We start from the raw sequence: 19186 nt of genomic DNA, 5'->3' as shown, positions 1-19186 counted from the left end.
TATACGTATCCGGACTTTTTTATTGTCGCTAAAGTAAAAGCCGCGTTGATCTTGCGATCAACGCGGCTTGAATTGGCCGGCTAACGTTAAAGGATATATGTTATTGAAGTCCTGCTACTTTCTTGCTTAACCTGAAATCAACCATTCCGTTAAACCCTCTGGCAGGCGTAATACCAGGAATAGCCGCGCGCAAATCATTGCCGGCAGCTGCGCTGATCCTGGCGCTGGTACGAAGATCCAGGTAAGTGCCTGTTGAAACATAGTTCAGGGCCTGCTGCAGGTTCTGATCCGATGTAGTGTTGCCCCAGGCAACGTTTACATAGTCCGCTGCCTCCGCATCTACCGGGATACCGGTGTAGTAACCCCCGTTGCCGTTGGCATTCATGGTTTCGAAGTTGATGGCGTACAGGTCAGCAAGGTATACCGGTTTATGATCATTATCATACATGGAGATATTAAAATCAATAAAGCCAACCGGTTTTCCGTATGTCTTCTTCCCGATGAGCCTTACATTCATGTACGGTTTAAGGTTGTTCAGTGTTAATTCGCTGGCAGAAGCAGTTTCCCCGGATACAATAAAAAATATATTGTCCAGTGACATACCACCTGTAGCAGCAGCAAAGTTCACCTGCGCATCCAGTTTGGTAGCCGCGAGGTTCTGCATGATCTTATCGTTATACTTGTAGGTATACATCACTTTACCGCCGGCAGCCGAAGGAGCAAAAGCATTGTCCAGGTATTCCGCTGTAGAGGTGGCTCCGCCGCCGTTGTACCGGAAATCCACAATCAGTTGTTTGATGCCCTGTGCTTTGAATTTGGCGATCGTTTGATCCAAAGCCGTTTTGGTAGCGGTAGCATTTCCGGCGTCGTTGGTTACACTGGAAAAAGTATACATCGCGAAATAGCCCACCTTTATATTTATGTTCGCGGTATTCTTAACGGTGTAAATGGTATCGAACAGCACCGGGTTTATGTTGTATGTAGCGGAATTGATAGTAAGGGTAACCGAAGTCTGATCCTGTTTTTTAAATCCCAGGGTGATGGTGGATGCCGTTGAAATCGTATTATAAAGCGAGTTGATAGCAGAAGAGGCACTGGAAAAATTGGTATTACCGTTTACGGAAATAATCTCCCACCCTCTTAAAACGCCTGCCTTACCGGCGGGGCTGTTCTTATCTGCATACTTTACAAATAATCTTACTTTACTGGCATCTGCTCCGGCAGCAAAACCAATGTCAAATCCCAGTTTAGAGGGATTGGCAGCGGCATTTTGTTCCGATACGCCATTCATCAGCTGATTGGTGATGGTACCATCTTCATCGAGGAAGCTGTAATGGTCGTATGCGGCATTGGTGGCCGGGTTGATGGCATAGCCTTTCATCTCTGTCAGCAGGGCGTTTGCATCCGCATACTTGCTGGCCAGGGGATCCAGCTGCGGTACACTGGAATACCAGTAGTAAGTAGGCAATCCTTTGCTGACCGTTCGTCCGCCATCGCCGTAAGTTACCTGCATGATCTGGTACATCAGGTACTTCAGGGAGTCCTTCTTCAGGGCGTCTGTAATGTCAACTGGCGGAGGGGCTGGTTTATCTTTGTGGCAAGACATAAAAGTGCCTGTGCATAAGGCCCCCGCCAGTATGGTGGTAGTTCCCGCAGAAAACAGTTTTTTATACATAAAAACAGTTAAGACGATGGTAGTCTGGTTGCTTACTTTTGAGTGGCCAGTGTTTGACGTGTCCAAAAGTCGGCTGAATAATACAAGGCGAATTGGTCCGCATATTCACCTGGCATCGGGGGCTTTTCTCCTTTGGCACGTTTGGCCTCCAGTTCCTTTTTATCCTCCCTTTTCATGGCGTTTACCTTAAAATGGTAAGCGATGGGCTTATCACTTCCGGCGGGGATACCCAGCACCTTCAGCGGGATACCCAGTTCACAAACCAGGTTACCGGCGGCATCATATGAGGAGGTGGTTTGAATACCAAACGTATTCTTCACCGGAATATTGCCATCCGGGATGCTGTCAAATCCTTCCACTTTGATGTCCTTTACGTTCGCCAGGAGTTGTTTTTTCAATTCACCTGCAATGAGTGCCCGGGATTCTTCCGGGACATCCGGTGCGCCGGTGTTCACATTATAGGTGAGCGGAAATGTAATCCCCGCGCCCCCTTTTTTCTTCCCGGTAGGGTTGATGGAAACAGTAAGGCCGGAACGCATAATTTTCATCTGGCTCTGCGGATCAGGAACACTAACGATTACGTATAAATTCTCCTGGTCGTTGGCTATTGTGTAAAATAACTTGGTAACGTTGTTATAAAACTGCAGGGGTTTGGGCCATTCAGTAGCCTGTCCGTCGATTTTGATATTTGCTGGCGCCCATTTATTTGGTTCACTATCTTGTGCGGAAGCATTTACATACAACAAAAGACCGGCTATTACCCCTGCTCCTGCTGTCAGTACCCTGTTCATATTCATGTGCTAATTTTTTCAGTTGCACTACAAGGTTAACAAAGAATTTTGAAAATACGGGAAGAAAAAACGTATATGAGTAAAAAGAGTCGGTGAACGGGGAGATATGGTGGGTGAGCATCACGGATTTGCGGGGAACTAAAAACCGTTCGCCCGCAAATCCATTGTTGCTTTTATTAATACAGTAATCTTGTTTTAATCGTATGCTCTACTTCCTTCAGCAAAGCCAGCGCCTCTTGTGATAACCTCGTATCCACGTCCAGTACCACGTAACCGATCTGGTCGTTGGTTTTCAGGTACTGCCCCAGGATGTTGATTTTGTTGGCAGATAAGGCAGTATTGATGGCAGACAACACGCCCGGCACGTTCCGGTGGATATGCAGGATGCGATGTGTGTTTTCAATAGGCGGCACGCTGATAGCAGGTACCGTATGAGAACCGAAGCTGGCGCCCTTTTCCAGGTAGTTGAGCATTTTACTGCTCACGTCCAGTCCGATGTTGTGCTGCGCTTCTTCCGTGCTTCCGCCGATATGCGGCGTGAGGATCACGTTGGATAATTTTTGCAGCGGCGTGCTGAATGCGGCGCCATTCTTTTCCGGTTCTACCGGGAATACATCTATGGCGGCGCCGGACAAACGTCCGCTTTCCAATGCATCTTTCAGCGCTTCCAGGTCTACTACCTCACCACGGGCATAGTTAATAAAAATAGCCCCAGGTTTAGCATCTGCAAGCACTTCTGCAGTGATCATATTCGTAGTGGTTTTGCTGGAAGGCACGTGCAGCGAAACGATATCCGCCTTGTTGAAGAGTTCCTTCAGCGTGCGTTGCTGTTCTGCATTACCCAGCGGCAATTTGGTTTCGGCGTCATAATAAATTACGTTCATGCCCATTCCTTCCGCCAATACGCTCACCTGGCTACCGATGTTACCATAACCTACTATTCCAAGTGTTTTACCCCTTAGCTCATAGCTGCCAGTGGCTTCTTTAAGCCAGATGCCGTTATGCGCTGCATTGTTTTTATCCACGATACGGCGGATGAGGATAATAGACAAACCTATTACCAGCTCAGCCACTGAACGGGTATTGGAATAAGGCGCGTTGAAAACGGTTACACCGTGCTCTGTAGCAGCTTTCAGGTCAACCTGGTTGGTACCGATACAGAAACAACCAATAGCCTGCAGTTTCCTGGCCGATTCCAGTACCTTACGGGTAACTTTGGTTTTGGATCGGATGCCCAGTAAATGAACGTCCTTGATTTCATTGATAAGATCTTCTTCGCTGAGCGCACCGGTAAGCTTGCGCACATGGTATCCTGCCGTGGTAAATTCTGCCACCGCAGCATCGCTGATGTTCTCTAATAATAAAATGCTGATCTTCTCTTTCGGATAACTTGTCGACTTTTGCTGGTCCATAATATTATACTAAGTTATATGTGTATCTCTGTGTTGCAATTGGCTTAATAATTGCTGATAGCGGGGAAACAGGGCACAAACCTACTCGAAGTTGAGGAATATTCAAATAGCAGTGGAATCAAATTCGATTTTATCAAAAAAAGACGGAAATCGGGGATGATTTTTAAAGTTTTTCTCACTTTTTTGCTTAAAAATCAATTAAAAGAATCCGAAATCACTGTTTTTATTTGGCAGTCTTTTACTTTGAGTCTAAATTGAGCGCTTTGTATTTTATGGGTCGAAAATTGAATTAAGAAAGTAGTCACAACTCCTCTAATGAAGCGATTGAAAGCAATAAGTATTATCTTAACTATATCGGGAATTGCAATTATCTCCAGCTGCCAGAGCAATGCAGCAAGAAGGGAAGAAAGTAAAAGGAAAGCAGCAGCAGATTCGGCACGCTTTACAACAGGACTATCGGCCGCGGAAAAAGAAGCCATCCTTAAATCACCGCGTACTAAACAAATGCAACAGGAACTGGAAGCATTCTATAACGGAAAGCTCCTGCGTACCGGTTTCAACGGCGCCATCATAGTGGCCAGGAAAGGGGTGGTTATCTTTGAAAAGTATCATGGCTATGAAAATTCCCGGACTAAAACACCGGTGATGGACAGTTCTTCTTTTCAGCTGGCTTCTGTTACAAAAACCTTTACCGGCGCAGCAGTAATGTGGCTGGTACAAAATGAGAAACTGAGCCTGGAAGATTCCCTGCAAAAATTCTTTCCCGAATTTCCTTATAAAGGAATCAATGTACGCATGCTCCTGAACCACCGGAGCGGCCTGCCTAACTACCTTTATTTCTGCGACAGTTTATGGAAAGAAGAAGCCAACTTTATTACCAACGGCGAAGTCATCAAATTAATGGAAGCGCATAAGCCTGCCATGCAACATTTGCCAGGTACGCACTTCCAGTACTGCAACACCAATTACCTGCTCCTTGCTTCTATTATTGAAAAGGTAAGCGGACAGAAATATGCCGACTTCATGCAGCAAACCATTTTCGGACCCCTGCATATGACCAGCACTTTTGTATACGACCCCTCCTCTGCTGTGCGCGTGCACCAAACCCAGAGCCATAAATATAACGGGCAGTTTGAACCGGATACTTACTTCGACGGTGTAATGGGCGATAAAGGTATTTACAGCAGCGCACAGGATATGCTGAAGTGGGATCAGGCCCTCTATTCAGGCCAGTTCCTGAATGCGGCTACCTTAAAGGCAGCCTACACGCCTTACAGCAATGAGAAGCCCGGCGTCCGCAATTACGGACTGGGATGGCGCCTTATGGTGTATCCGGACAGTACAAAAAATATTATTTATCACAACGGCTGGTGGCATGGTAACAACACCGTGTTCTATCGTTTCATACAGGATTCTACCACCCTTGTTATCTTAGGAAACAAATACAACCGCGGTATTTACCAGGCAGTAAAACCTATCCGCGATATCATCGGCCATGGTGATGGTGAAGAAGCTGGAGAAGAATAAACAGTTAAACATCTGACTATAAAAAAAACCAGCATAGCTTATATAAGTTATGCTGGTTTTTTTATAGCAAGATGAATTACTATCCATGTTTTCTGTTGGGTAGTACGTTATCGCGGGTCCATATTATTTCGCCGGTAAATGCATGGCTCCGGACCGGGCAGGCTTCTTTTAAACAGTAGTGGCAACAGGAAGGAATACAGGGGTCCATATGAATAAAAAACTCTACCTCACTACCGGCAAACCCTTCATTCACGAGCTTCTCAATCTTCTTCATTTCATCATGCGCATCATTCAGCTCCAGGTAGTAAGGCATCGTTACATGGCAATCAATGTGATAGTTGTTACCATATTGCTGCACACGCATATTATGCATATCGATCCAGTTCTGCCTGCGATGAACCGATAAAATAGTGATCACCTTGTCCACTATCTTCATATCTGTTTCATCCATTAACCCGGAAATAGACCGGCGCATCAATTGATATCCTTTGCTGAGGATCAATCCGCCCATCACCAGTGATACCGCGGGATCCAGCCAGGTCCAGCCGGTGAAATGAATGACAACCAACGCAGCAATCAACCCCGCACTGCTGTAAACATCGGTCATGATATGCTGGCCATTCCCCGAAATAGTGATGGAAGAAAGCTGCTTACCGGAACGTACCAGGTACAGGCCCAGCAACAGGTTGGCGACAGTGGTAGCGCCCAATACCCATAAACCGTTTTCAATCTGGTGCAGTTCACGCGGCAGGATAAAATACTGTGCCGTTTTCACAAGGATCAACACGCCGGCGATAAAGATCATGGCGCCTTCAAAACCGATCGAAAAGAATTCCACTTTGCCATGTCCGTACGGATGGTTGGCATCTTTCGGCTGACTGGCAAGGTAAATACTATAGCAGGCAAAACCGCCCGCCACCACGTTGATAATGGACTCCAGGGCATCAGAAAGGATGGCCACCGAATGGGTCATAAAGTACGCCGAAAATTTCGCCACGGTTAGTATAAAACTAACGATCAGCGACACCAGTATGACGCGCAGTTCTTTTTTTAGCAATGGTTCAGTTTTGTGTAATGTAAAGGGCAAAGGTAAAGGATTATTGGCGTTTGAAAACCACTCCGGTATTAATAAAAACATAACATGAGGCGTGCTGATAAAGCAGTTGCAGCTATTACATTTGCGATAATGCCACGGCATACTATGAAAAAACTGTACTAACCCTTATAAACGTACGAAAATGACCGGTAGTGAATTACATGCCCAATCAGTAGTCAACAAAATCTTCGACCTGTATAATACTTACGGCCACCAGGAATATGGCGAACAGGTAACCATGCTGATGCATATGATGCAGGCAGCCCTTATAGCAGAAAGCACAGGCTTTGATGATGAAATGATCGTTGCTGCATTCCTGCACGACATTGGTCATTTTTTTGAAAGTGCGCCCCAGATGGGCGGCCTCGGTACCCGCGCACACGACGACCTGGGCAGCGCTTTCCTGCTGGAATGCGGCTTCCCGGAGCGCATGGCGCAGCTGGTGGGCAGTCATGTGGCCGCGAAACGCTATCTTACCTGGTCGGACAGCGCCTATTACGATACCCTCTCCGAAGCCAGCAAGCGAACCCTCGAATACCAGGGTGGGCCTATGAATGAAGAAGAGGCGCTGGCGTTCCGCAATGATCCTTTATTCCACCAATACATCCAGATCAGGATCTGGGATGATATGGGCAAGGAAACGGATATGCCGGTGAAGCCTGAAGACGTAGCGCGGATGCGTGAAAAAACGCTCGCCTACCTGCTGGCAAACAGTACTTCCGCCAATAATTAACTCGTGTGTATTAAATTGCAGGTCTATGGATCTGCGTACTGAAATTTTATCGGAAAATTCCCGTGCCCAGTCGCTCCGCATTGCGACCTGGATAGGTCCGCATCCGGAACGGTTTGCCGCCTTGATACACTTGTTCCTGCACGACGAATACCGCGTGGTACAACGGGCTGCGTGGATTGTGAGCTTTGTGGCAAAAAAGTACCCCGCGTTGCTTGCTCCCCACCTGCCGGCTATGGTAGCCAGGATGGAGGAACCGGGTATGCCGGTGGCAGTAAAGAGAAATGTATTGAGGATATTGCAATACCTGCCGGTCCCGGAATCCCTGCAAGGGCCGGTGATGAACAGTTGTTTTGCGTTCCTGGAAGATCCGCTGGAAGCAGTGGCGGTGAAAGCCTTTTCCATGACGGTACTGGCTAACCTGGCAAAAGATTACCCTGACATCAAAAACGAGATCCGGCTGCTGATAGCAGCGGAGCTGGAAAATAATCCCACACCGGCTATCCGTTCCAGGGCGCGGAAAGTACTAAAAGCAATACAATAGCAGGTTACACGCTAAAAGAAAAAGCAGCGCAACAAGGTATAATACCCTGCTGTGCTGCTTTTTTAATGTGATATAACCATTGGCTATGCGTTGGCATCTCCTGCTGCATCAGCGGCTGGAGGCGTAACGGGCGCCTTTGCTTCTTTCGGTTCTCTTGGCTCCCTTGGTTCCCGGGGTTCTCTCGGTTCCTTGGGTTCTTTTTCCTTCTTTTTCGCTGCTTTAGGGGCAAAGATGGCGATCATACGCTTACCTTCCATGGTAGGCATACTTTCCAGGCCACCTACTTCTGCCAGCCTTTCAGCAAACTTCAGGAGGATCAATTCACCACGTTCCTTAAACATGATGGCACGTCCTTTAAACTGTACATAGGTTTTCACCTTGTTACCGTCTTTCAGGAAGCTTTCAGCATGTTTCGCTTTGAAATCGAAGTCATGGTCATCGGTGTTAGGCGTAAAGCGAATTTCCTTCACTTCACTTTTGTGCGCCTTCGCCTTCATTTCCTTTTCCTTCTTTTTCTTTTCGTAGAGGAATTTGTTGTAGTCGATGATACGACAAACGGGAGGCACAGCATTCGGGGAAATCTCTACCAGGTCTAAACCCTGTTCCTCAGCCATACGCAGTGCATCCTCTGTTTTGTAGACACCTACCTCAATATTTTCACCTACAAGTCGTACCTCAGGAACGCGTATCATCCTGTTGGTGCGATGTTCTTGTTGTTGTTCCCTGCGGAAGTTGGGGTTTCTTCCCCGGTTGTTGCCGCCAAAACTGCTTGGTCTGGGTCTTTGTTGCATTAAGAAAAATAAAATTAATTAATTAATTGTCCTTTTAGTCCATGGTCCACATCTCGTCCATGGACCAAAAACAATCTTTACAAAAATACGGGGAAAATTACAGCAATTAACATACCTCAATCGAGTAATGTTCATTGTTTTATATACCTTTTTTCCACATTTATGCGATGTTACTCAATTGGCTTCCGGTTTGCTACCTCTTCGTTTATCATGGTGGTAAACTGTTCGAGTTGCATAGTTCCCAAATCACCTTTTGATTGACGACGAACGGCTACTACATTGTCAGCTGCTTCTTTTTCACCGAGTACGAGCATGTACGGAATCTTTGCCAGCTCTGCTTCCCGGATCTTCTTACCTATCTTTTCGCTCCTATCATCTATCTCAGCGCGAATTTCTGCTTTTTTTAGCAATTCTGCTACTTTTTCTGCGTAGGCCTGGCTTTTATCACTGATCGGCAGGATCTTCACCTGTGTTGGCGCTAACCACAACGGGAATTTACCGGCGCAATGTTCGATCAGCACGGCGATAAAGCGTTCCAGTGAACCAAACGGCGCACGGTGAATCATCACCGGCCGGTGTTTCTGGTTATCGGCCCCGATGTACTCCAGTTCAAAGCGTTCCGGCAGGTTGTAATCCACCTGGATGGTACCCAGCTGCCATTTACGGCCCAGCGCATCCTTCACCATGAAGTCGAGCTTAGGACCATAGAACGCCGCTTCGTCGTATTCCACCACGGTGTTCAGCCCTTTTTCGGCGGCAGACTCGATAATTGCTTTTTCTGCCAGCTCCCAGTTCTCTTCGGTACCCATGTATTTACTGCGGTCCGTTTTATGACGCAGTGAAATCTGTGCAGTATACTCGGTAAAACTCAAACTGTTGAATACATACATCACCAGGTCTATTACTTTCTGGAATTCTTCCTTTACCTGGTCAGGACGGCAGAACAGGTGCGCATCATCCTGGGTAAATCCTCTCACACGGGTAAGACCGTGCAGTTCACCATGCTGCTCATAACGGTACACGGTACCAAATTCGGCAAAGCGCACGGGTAAATCCTTGTACGACTTTGGCGATACCTTGTACAGTTCGCAGTGATGCGGGCAGTTCATAGGTTTCAGCATAAACTCCTCACCTTCTTCCGGCGTATGGATCGGCTGAAAACTGTCTTTTCCGTATTTTTCGTAGTGACCGGAAGTCACATACAGATTTTTATTCCCGATATGCGGTGTTACTACCGGCAGGTAACCGCTGGCCAGCTGGGCTTCCTGGAGGAAACGCTGCAGGCGTTCACGCAGCATGGCGCCTTTAGGCAACCACATAGGTAAACCTAAACCTACTTTTTCAGAGAAGGCAAACAGTTCCAGTTCTTTACCCAGTTTGCGGTGATCACGTTTCTTTGCTTCCTCTATCAGGGCCAGGTATTCGTCCAGCTCTTTCTGGTTAGGGAAGGTGATGCCATAGATGCGGGTAAGCATCTTATTTTTTTCACTGCCGCGCCAGTAAGCGCCTGCAATGCTGGTCAGCTTGATGGATTTGATAAAGCCGGTATTCGGAATGTGCGGTCCGCGGCAAAGATCTGTGAATCCGCCCTGTGTATAGAAGGTAATGCTTCCATCAGGTAATTCATTGATCGTTTCTATTTTATACGGATCGCCTTTTTCAGTAAAATAAGTCAGGGCATCTGCCTTGCTTACTTCTTTGCGCACGTATTCGCTGTTGTGTTTAGACAACTCCACCATTTTTGCTTCGATCGCTTTCAGATCTTCTTCAGAAATCGTGCGGTCGCCCAAATCAATATCGTAATAGAATCCATTTTCAATTGAAGGGCCATAGCCGAGCTTTACGCCGGGATACAGGGCTTCCAGTGCTTCGGCCATCAGATGCGCCGAGGAATGCCACATTGTTGCCTTACCATCCTTATCCACCCACGTCAGTAGCTGCAGCGTGCTATCCGTCAAAATCGGGCGTGTAGCATCCACTACCTGCCCGTTAACATTTGCTGCCAATACTTTGCGTGCCAATCCTTCGCTGATGGATTTGGCAATGTCCAATGCAGTTACTCCTGATTCATACTGACGAACTGCGCCATCCGGAAAAGTGATATTTATCATACGTTTTGCTGTTAGCACCATACTTTTTCATATGGGCTATATTTCCTTTATAAAATGTTTGCGAAGTTAAGAAATAGTTTGTTAGCTTTTAGATAACCATGTCGTTGAACTTAAGGATTTTAAAAATAAATATTTATACAGCGGTGTGAACACAGTTGAAAAATGGTTTAAATGCACCTTTATAATGATAAAACATTACAATCCATGTGATTTACCGGGTGAGACGATCTTATTTAGGGGAAGTTAAGCTAAAAGAAAACAGTTACCTCACCCCTGCTTCACCGATGCCTCAAACCAGCGTATGTCATAGGTCATCCATGCAGTATCAATGCACTTACCATGGACTCCTCATGGACTCCCCATGCACTATGCATGCACTCCCAATGCACTATGCCCCCAAAAACTTCCCTGATATAGCACTCCTGGCAATAGTACGGATGCCTTTTGAGATTATTTACATCAAAATATTATTCACAGTTACAAAATAATAAAAAGCCATCAGCTTTGATATATTTAAAAGAAATATCTGTAATTATCACGATATCGAAATAAAGAATAAATTAATTTTAGTCCTGTAATATAAAATCATTACATATGACAATCGGAAACTTAAAACTGTATGACATCTTCCGGAATGACCTGCATTTGCCGGACGACAAAGCCCTGGAAGTTGTAAATGCGCTGGATGACCATTATGAAAGGAAATCATCCGCAAAAATTGAACAACTGGCCACTAAAGGCGAACTATGGGATGTTAAAAACGAACTTAAGCAGGACATCCACACGCTTGCTACCCGTATGGATCTGATGGCTACTAAAGAAGAGCTGTCGAATGTTAAAAACGAACTTAAGCAGGATATCCACAAGCTTGCCACCCGTATGGACCTGATGGCCACCAAAGAAGAGTTATCTGTTGTAAAAAATGGGTTAACGCTGGATATTCAAAAGGTTAAGGCAGAATTAACAACGGACATCCAAAAGGTTAAATCGGAGCTGCTGGGCACTATCCAGGACGTTAAAGCAGAACTGATCAAATCGGTACACTATGCCGCCATTGCGCAATTCATTGCTATAGTGGCTGCCCTGGTAGGAATTATCAGGTACTGCTTCGTGAGGTAATCCCCCGCTATCACCCCATTTGTATGTACTATCATCTCATTTGAATTCAGGTACTATCACCCCTTTTGAATCCCGGCTAGAACTTGAAATTATACGTCACCGACGGTAACACCGGGAACAACGACACCTGCTTCGCACGCACCTTCAACGTGCCATCTACGGCGCTCCCCTCCTGGTCAAAGTAAATGAAATAAGGATTCTTCCTGCTGTAAACGTTATACACAGAAAATGTCCAGCTGCCTTTCACACGCTTATTGGGCCGTTTAGGCACCGGAGTATATATGGCCGACAGGTCGAGCCGGTGATAGGCATCCAGCCGGTAGGAGTTGATACTGCCGTAACCCTGTACCAGCGTGCCTTCTATAAAATAGAATTTTTCCGGTAGCGTAGTGGTATTACCGGTGCCGTAAATAAACACACCTGATACCGTCCAGCGTTTACTCAGGTCGTAAGTGCCTACCAGGGCCAGATCATGGCGACGATCATACTTCGCGGGATAACGGTTGCCATCATTCAACGCGGGAAATTGCCGCCAGGTCCAGGCCAATGTATAACCCAGCCAGCCGGTAAACCGCCCTTTCTTTTTGTTTACAAATAATTCCATGCCATAGGCCTCCCCCTTTCCGAACACGAAGTCCTGCTCCGGATCATTCAACGATGGAGTGTATCCTTCCCTGTATTCAATCTGGTTTTGCAGGCTTTTATAATATACCTCGGCAGATGCCTCATACATATTGTTGCTGAAATTGCGGAAGTACCCGGCAGAATATTGCCAGGAAATCTGCGGCTGCACCAGGTAAGTGCTGGGCACCCATACGTCTGTAGGCAAAGTAGTTCCCGCGTTGGATACAAGATGAATAAACTGGTAGTTACGGGTTGCGGAAGCTTTTACGGAACTTACCTCGTTCCAGGACCATCGCAGGATGACCCGCGGTTCAAGGCCACCATGACGGGATATCGGCTGCCAGCGCCGGTATACAACACTATCCGTTTTATTCCCCGTTGCATCACGGGAGTAGCGGGTATAAGGGCCGATCTGCATAAACCCGCTGTAGCGAACACCCACATTCAATTGCAATCTGGGAGATATTTCCCAGTCATCCATCAGGTATAATGCCACCTCATGGGCATATTTCTTAAACACATTCTCGGGGGAGAATTTGGTGGAATCCTGCTCCCCGCTGATAGTAGAGGGTGTAAACGTGTGATAGATATAGTTGCCGCCAAAACGGATATGATGCTTTACATGCGCGTAATAGTCAAAATCTGTTTTCAGGTTCATATCGCTGATGCCGGAAGACAACCGGATATCGAAATTATTTTGCAGGGCGCTGAATTGAAATTTATAATCGTTGTAGATGAGAGAGGTGTTGGCAAATAACTTCTGGCTGAACACATGATTCCAGCGCAAAGTAGCCGTGGTATTGCCCCAGGGAATCTTTACATCAAAGGAACGGTCCTGGTTATTAAAGCTGAACACATCTTTTCCAAGATAACCGCTCAGGTAAATATGGTCTTTCTCCGAAATAGCGTAGTTCATCTTTACATTCAGGTCATAGAAATAATAACCCGAACCCTTATACGAAGTATTATTAATAAATGGCTTTGTGACAAGGTCGATATAAGTGCGACGGCCGCTCACGATAAAAGAGGCCTTATCTTTTTTCAAAGGTCCCTGGAAAGATAGCCTGGAAGAGATCAGCCCGATTCCCCCTTCTCCCTGGAAATTTTTATTATTCCCTTCCTTCATAGCAATATCCGCCACAGACGACAACCGGCCCCCGTAATTGGCAGGCATACCACCTTTGATGAGCGTGGTGCTCCGGATGGCATCTGCATTGAATACAGAGAAAAAGCCAAAAAGGTGGCCTGTATTATACACCGGCGCTTCGTCCAGCAGGATAAGATTCTGATCGGCCCCGCCGCCACGCACATAAAAACCGGCGTTGCCTTCACCGGCAGCCTGTACCCCCGGCATCAGCTGCAGGGCTTTGAGCACATCCACCTCCCCCATCAGTGCCGGCAGTTTCTTTATCTGTACTGCGGTCAGCTCGGCCTTTCCCATCTCGGTATTTTTCACATTGGCATCCTTTCTTTTGTCGGTGATCACTACTTCCTTTGCCTGGTAAGAACGCGGGTATAGTTGCAGGTGCTGGGTGGTATTGGCATCCAGCGTCAACGCCACTGCTTTGGATTCGTAGCCAAGAAATGAATACAGGAGGATGTAATTGCCTGCCGGCAGTGTGATAGAATAAAATCCGTAGTTGTTGGTATGTACGCCGTTGGTGGAATGCAGCACCTGCACCGTGGCGCCGGGCAATGATTCGCCATTGGTGCTGTCTTTAATAAAACCGCTTACGGTATATTGCTGTCCCGCTGCCTCATTGAAGAAACACAGCAAAAAGAAGAACAATAAAAGGGGACTATATCGTGTGAACATACCGTTAAATCATGAGCAGCAAAGCGAAAGTAATTTACGATTTACTGCGCACGATTCAACGATTACTTATTATTTATAGCTCAGGCTATCTTTGGTTTCACCGCAGGTGAGCATCTTATGGCCAAAGTAAGGATTCTGTATAGCTGCTTTGTCGCTAAGCCAGTACGCGCCTTTATCATCAAATGCCATCGGGCAGTACTGGTGATAAATAGTATGACCTTTCAGGCCGGTGTTCTTTACAAGGTCGAACAGCATATCGGATACCATCTGGAAAGCGGCTCTTTTGCCTTCCAGCCCTGTTTCTCCTGCCAGACCGGTTAATTCAGCGCTTACGCTGCCGGTGATACCGGTAATATTGGCCAGGTGGCTGCTATCCATCTGTAAAAGGTTGACCGGCAAACTGTCCACATGCCCTTTCAGTGTCGCTGCTGCGGTATTGGCGGCAGTGCTATCAGCCTGTACCAGCGCATCCGAAAGCTGATAATACGATTGCATGGCGGCGCCCAGTGAGTCGTAAAACACTTGGCTATAGGGCGCCTGTAACGCGGCGGAAGCGCCTGCTGCCGCTTCTTCCTGTTTCGGGGCGGTCTGCTGGTTGCAGGCAAACAGGGCCACACCCAGCATCAGTAAGCCAACCGGAACGCATACTTTAAAATTCATAATCTTACACTTTGTAACAAAACTAAATAAAATGAGCGGATTGTTTCTTTGGAGTACTGAATTTGAGTAGGTTAAAGTCCGCATTTTTCCTTAACTTTGCACGTTTTTTATCCAATTTTTTTATTTTTTATGTTGATCGCATTACAGGACATTACGTTTGAGTTTGGGTCCAGGGTTATTCTGGAAAATTCCTCGTGGCATATAGAACCGGGTGACCGTGTAGGGCTTATCGGGTTGAATGGTACCGGCAAATCTACCCTGTTACGCATTATCAATGGGGAATATTCCATTTCCAAAGGAAGTGTTAATAAAAGTAAAAGTCTGACGATTGGCTTCTTTAACCAGGACCTGCTCAGCTTTGAAACCGATGAATCTATTCTTACCGTAGGCATGATGGCCTTTGGCAAAGCACTGGAGCTGGAGAAAGATATTGAACGTATTACCCGGGAGCTGGAAGACAGTCAAACCGAAGAACTGTTGCACGAATTCAGCGACAAGCTGCATGAATTTGAAGCGCTCGACGGCTACAACATGAAACATAAAACGGCGCAGGTGCTGGAAGGCCTCGGCTTTACCACCTCCGACCTGGAGCGGCCGTACAGCCAGTTTTCGGGTGGATGGCGCATGCGTGTGCTCCTGGCTCGTCTTATCCTGCAGCAGCCGGATGTGCTGATGCTCGATGAGCCCACGAACCACCTGGATCTTCCCTCCATCGAATGGCTGGAAAGATACCTGGTAGGTTACAACGGCGCCGTGATCATTGTATCGCATGACCGTTTCTTCCTGGACCGTATGGTGAACAAGATTGTGGAAGTATACCAGCAGCAACTGCACCACTACGCCGGTTCTTACGCCGACTATGAAGTGGAAAAGGAACTTCGCCGGGAAATGCAGCAACGCGCTTACGAAAACCAGCAGGATTATATCCGCCAGCAGGAACGCTTTATTGAACGCTTTAAAGCCAAAGCGTCCAAAGCCGCCCAGGCACAAAGTATCGCCAAAAGGCTCGATAAACTGGAGCGGGTGGAACAAACCGATAACGGCCCTTCTAAAATCAAAATAAACTTCACAGTAGATAAAACACCTGGTAAGATCCTATGTACACTGAATAACATCAGTAAAAGCTTCGGCAAGATCGAGATCTTAAAAAATACCAGCGCTGAAATCAACCGTGGTGATAAAATAGCCTTAATCGGCGCCAATGGTAAGGGTAAGTCTACCCTGCTGCGTATCATCTTTGGTATGGAGCCGATGGAAGGAGAACGCGTACCTGGTCATAACGTGGTAACCAGCTTCTATGCACAGCACCAGCTGGAATCACTGGATATGAACAGCGAAATACTGGACGAGCTGAAGAACTTCGGCAGCGGCCGTACAGAGCTGGAATTACGCCAGTTGTTAGGCTGCTTCCTCTTTACCGGCGATGATGTATTTAAGAAGATCAAGATCCTGTCCGGAGGCGAAAAAGCCCGTGTGGCCTTGGCGAAAACCATCATCAGCCAGGCTAACTTCCTGATGCTGGATGAGCCCACGAACCACCTGGACATGAACTCCGTGCAGATGCTGATAGACGCCCTGAACAAATATGATGGCAGCCTGGTACTGGTATCGCACGACCGTTACTTCGTAAGCCAGACGGCCAATAAGATCTGGGAAATCGTAGACGGCGAAATCAAGGAGTTTAAAGGTACCTACAACGAATACGAAGAGTGGAAAAAGAGAATGGCTGCCCAGCAACAAAACGGCAACGCCAAAGCCACTAACAATAACGCAGATACGAAAAAAGAAAACCGCCAGCAGGCAGCAGCCCCGGTTGCAGATGCAGGTAAAGGCGCTATCAACAAAGACGTACAGCGTGAACTGCAGAAACAACAGAAACAGTTTTCACAGGTAGAAGGCCAGGTGGCCAGCCTGAAAGAACGTAAGGCCGGCCTGGAAGCCAGCCTCGGTTCTCCTGAAATCTACAATGATAAAGCTAAATTTGCCCAGGTAGAAAGCGAATACCAGGATGTTCAGAAGTACCTGGACAGGGCCAATCAGCAATATGAGCAGTTATTTGAGAAAATAATGCAACTGGAAGCGAACCTTATCAGTTAGTTATTTTGTTATACAGGTATCTTTCAGGATGCCTGTATAACAACACTTAAACCCTTTCTATGCAAAAGATACTGGTTGTTGAAGACGAAGTTAAAGTAGCCAATGCCGTTAAGAAAGGACTGGAGGAAAACGGTTTTGATGTGGATGTGGCCTACGACGGCCGTATGGGTAAAGGATTAGCTACCAGTAACGATTACGACCTGGTGATCCTGGACCTGAACCTGCCGCACAACAACGGCTATGAGCTGTGTGAAGTGATCCGTCACAAAAACAACCGCGTTCCCGTGATCATGCTCACCGCACTCGGTGGCGTGGAAGACAAAATGCAGGCTTTTGAGCTGGGCGCCGACGATTACCTGGTAAAGCCCTTCGACTTCCGCGAACTGCTGGCGCGCATCCGGGTATTCCTGAAAAGAGCCGGCTCCGATGCCACGCATGGCACCCAGTACAAAATCACGATCGCCGACCTCGAAATAGACCGCGAGAAAAAAAGATGTAACCCGTGGCGGTAAAAAGATTGCCCTCACCGCCAAAGAATACCAGCTGCTGGAATTCCTGGCCATGCACAAAGGCAAGGTTATCTCCAAAATCACTATCGCTGAAAAAGTATGGGATATCGACTTCGATACTGGTACCAACGTGATTGAAGTGTATATGAACTTCCTCCGCAAAAAAATAGACAAGGATTTTGATCAGAAACTCCTGCATACAAAAACAGGTATGGGTTATTATCTTTCTGAAGAATAACACACCGGTTGAAAATCAAATATAAAATAGCGCTTTATTATACCCTGTCGGCTACGCTGATGCTCGTTGCATTTGCCGTGCTGGCCTATTATTTCTCTGCCAAGTCGCGGAAGGCGGAATACCTGGAACGGCTGGAATACCGCGCCCGCTCCATTGCCAACGTGATCATTGAAGATGGCAACGTAAAGGTGGACCTGCTGCGGAAGCTGGACCGGACCACCTTCCAGGATCTTTATAAAGAAACCATACTCGTATACAATCCTAATTACGACCTGCTGTACAGCAACCTGAAAGATACTACCATCCGCACACATCCCAGTTTACTCGATTATATCAAGGAAAATAAACTGTACAGCTACGACAAAGGCGTTGGCGAAGTAGTGGGCGTGTATTATACAGAAGGCAACGTATCTGTCATCGTCATTGTATCTTCCTTTGATAAATACGGTTTTCAAAACCTCCAGAACCTCAGTCAGATCCTGCTGCTGGAGCTGATTACCGCCGTGATAGTACTGGTGGGTGTAGGTTACTTTTTTGCGCGTAAAATGGTACAGCCTATCGATCAGCTGGTACAGCAGGTAGATAGTATCAATGCCAACAACATGCAGGATACACAGGTAGCCGTGAAAGGAAAAGATGAAATAGCCAAGCTGGGCGCCAACTTCAACACTATGCTGCAACGTCTCAGCGAGTCGTTTCACCTGCAAAAAAGCTTTGTGAGCAATGCTTCCCATGAGCTGCGTACTCCCCTGGCGGCTATTATCAGCCAGTTACAGGTGGCATTATCCAAAGACCGGAGCAAAGAAGAATACCTGGCACTACTTACTTCTGTGCTGGAAGATGCAGAAAACCTCTCCGATCTTTCCAACGGCCTGTTGCAACTGGCACAGTCGGAAATGCGGCAGCAGGAGTTTGTATTGACGAATGTAAGGATAGATGAGTTACTGATGGAGATGACCACCCTGATCCGGCTGAAACAAAAAACTTCCAGTAAAGTAGAGATCCATTTCATAAAGGTACCTGATAATGATTTGCTCGTGACCTGCTATGGAAACGAGAGCCTGTTGAAGGTGCTTTTCCTGAACCTGATCGATAATGCGTGTAAATTTTCAGAAAATAATACTGCGCATGTGTCGATAGATTTTTTCACGAAAAATATTCTTATACAGATAAAAGATTCCGGCATTGGTATTCCACCGGACGATATTAACAAAATATTTGAACCCTTTTACCGTGGGCAAAATGTGCTTCAAATCCGCGGCCATGGCCTGGGTTTATCTATCTGTAAGAAAATTGTGCAGATCCATGGCGGGCATATTACCGTTACCTCCAATCCTGAAGGAGGCACTACATTCTCCGTGGTCCTCCCACACGTATAAATTTCTTTTAATTTTTTTTTAATCTTCCTTAAAGGCCGCTTTAATTCCCCTTTGTGAGCTTTGTGCC

At 46.7% G+C, this 19186-nt stretch carries 16 protein-coding genes; 8 read left to right on the top strand and 8 right to left on the bottom strand.

Annotated elements, in window-relative coordinates; all coding sequences use genetic code 11:
• Positions 1 to 100 precede the first annotated feature (100 nt).
• From QFZ51_RS18295 to serA, 3 genes are all read right to left on the bottom strand, one after another.
• Positions 101 to 1675, bottom strand: coding sequence for a S41 family peptidase (locus QFZ51_RS18295; protein ID WP_429047812.1), 1575 nt, complete (start codon positions 1673 to 1675; stop codon positions 101 to 103).
• Between the two features lie 32 nt (positions 1676 to 1707).
• The gene (locus tag QFZ51_RS18290; RefSeq protein ID WP_429047810.1) at positions 1708 to 2472 is read right to left on the bottom strand and encodes a hypothetical protein; all 765 of its coding nucleotides are present in this window, start codon (positions 2470 to 2472) and stop codon (positions 1708 to 1710) included.
• A 170-nt stretch (positions 2473 to 2642) separates the two neighbouring features.
• A complete protein-coding gene (serA, locus tag QFZ51_RS18285) occupies positions 2643 to 3878 on the bottom strand; it encodes a phosphoglycerate dehydrogenase (protein ID WP_429047809.1) in 1236 nt (411 codons plus the stop codon).
• Between the two features lie 315 nt (positions 3879 to 4193).
• Here serA and QFZ51_RS18280 point away from each other — a divergent pair, with 315 nt between their 5' ends.
• Positions 4194 to 5405: a serine hydrolase domain-containing protein gene (locus QFZ51_RS18280; protein WP_429047807.1), complete on the top strand. Its 1212-nt coding sequence runs from the start codon at positions 4194 to 4196 to the stop codon at positions 5403 to 5405.
• Positions 5406 to 5484: 79 nt separating this feature from the next.
• Here QFZ51_RS18280 and QFZ51_RS18275 read toward each other — a convergent pair whose 3' ends face one another.
• Positions 5485 to 6462, bottom strand: a complete 978-nt coding sequence (locus QFZ51_RS18275; RefSeq protein ID WP_429047805.1) for a cation diffusion facilitator family transporter — start codon at positions 6460 to 6462, stop codon at positions 5485 to 5487.
• A 181-nt stretch (positions 6463 to 6643) separates the two neighbouring features.
• Here QFZ51_RS18275 and QFZ51_RS18270 point away from each other — a divergent pair, with 181 nt between their 5' ends.
• Positions 6644 to 7234, top strand: coding sequence for an HD domain-containing protein (locus tag QFZ51_RS18270; RefSeq protein ID WP_429047802.1), 591 nt, complete (start codon positions 6644 to 6646; stop codon positions 7232 to 7234).
• Between the two features lie 25 nt (positions 7235 to 7259).
• Positions 7260 to 7775, top strand: coding sequence for a hypothetical protein (locus tag QFZ51_RS18265; RefSeq protein ID WP_429047800.1), 516 nt, complete (start codon positions 7260 to 7262; stop codon positions 7773 to 7775).
• Between the two features lie 83 nt (positions 7776 to 7858).
• On the opposite strand, the gene infC is transcribed toward QFZ51_RS18265, so the two are convergent.
• Positions 7859 to 8566 carry a translation initiation factor IF-3 gene (gene infC, locus QFZ51_RS18260; RefSeq protein ID WP_429047798.1) on the bottom strand — a complete coding sequence of 236 codons (708 nt, stop codon included), beginning with the start codon at positions 8564 to 8566 and terminating at the stop codon, positions 7859 to 7861.
• A gap of 170 nt (positions 8567 to 8736) precedes the next feature.
• On the bottom strand, positions 8737 to 10677 hold the full coding sequence (gene thrS, locus QFZ51_RS18255) for a threonine--tRNA ligase (RefSeq protein ID WP_429047796.1): 1941 nt from the start codon (positions 10675 to 10677) through the stop codon (positions 8737 to 8739).
• A 594-nt stretch (positions 10678 to 11271) separates the two neighbouring features.
• On the opposite strand from thrS, the gene QFZ51_RS18250 reads away from it, so the two are divergent.
• Complete coding sequence (locus QFZ51_RS18250) at positions 11272 to 11796, top strand: hypothetical protein (RefSeq protein WP_429047794.1); 525 nt, start codon at positions 11272 to 11274, stop codon at positions 11794 to 11796.
• Between the two features lie 76 nt (positions 11797 to 11872).
• Here QFZ51_RS18250 and QFZ51_RS18245 read toward each other — a convergent pair whose 3' ends face one another.
• Both QFZ51_RS18245 and QFZ51_RS18240 read right to left on the bottom strand, forming a co-directional pair.
• The gene (locus tag QFZ51_RS18245; RefSeq protein WP_429047792.1) at positions 11873 to 14236 is read right to left on the bottom strand and encodes a TonB-dependent receptor; all 2364 of its coding nucleotides are present in this window, start codon (positions 14234 to 14236) and stop codon (positions 11873 to 11875) included.
• 69 nt (positions 14237 to 14305) lie between these two features.
• A complete protein-coding gene (locus tag QFZ51_RS18240) occupies positions 14306 to 14896 on the bottom strand; it encodes a DUF3347 domain-containing protein (protein ID WP_429047791.1) in 591 nt (196 codons plus the stop codon).
• A 129-nt stretch (positions 14897 to 15025) separates the two neighbouring features.
• Here QFZ51_RS18240 and QFZ51_RS18235 point away from each other — a divergent pair, with 129 nt between their 5' ends.
• From QFZ51_RS18235 to QFZ51_RS18220, 4 genes are read left to right on the top strand one after another with little or no spacing between them, the layout of a single operon-like run.
• Positions 15026 to 16993, top strand: a complete 1968-nt coding sequence (locus QFZ51_RS18235; protein WP_429047788.1) for an ABC-F family ATP-binding cassette domain-containing protein — start codon at positions 15026 to 15028, stop codon at positions 16991 to 16993.
• 59 nt (positions 16994 to 17052) lie between these two features.
• Complete coding sequence (locus tag QFZ51_RS18230) at positions 17053 to 17505, top strand: response regulator transcription factor (protein ID WP_429047786.1); 453 nt, start codon at positions 17053 to 17055, stop codon at positions 17503 to 17505.
• 49 nt (positions 17506 to 17554) lie between these two features.
• Complete coding sequence (locus tag QFZ51_RS18225) at positions 17555 to 17740, top strand: winged helix-turn-helix domain-containing protein (protein ID WP_429047783.1); 186 nt, start codon at positions 17555 to 17557, stop codon at positions 17738 to 17740.
• Positions 17741 to 17748: 8 nt separating this feature from the next.
• Complete coding sequence (locus QFZ51_RS18220) at positions 17749 to 19119, top strand: HAMP domain-containing sensor histidine kinase (RefSeq protein WP_429047781.1); 1371 nt, start codon at positions 17749 to 17751, stop codon at positions 19117 to 19119.
• Positions 19120 to 19186: the final 67 nt, after the last annotated feature.

This window comes from Chitinophaga sp. W3I9, assembly GCF_050434025.1.
GTDB lineage: Bacteria > Bacteroidota > Bacteroidia > Chitinophagales > Chitinophagaceae > Chitinophaga.
The sequence above is the reverse complement of the archived record's forward strand: the minus strand, read 5'-3'. Positions and strand labels throughout refer to the sequence as shown.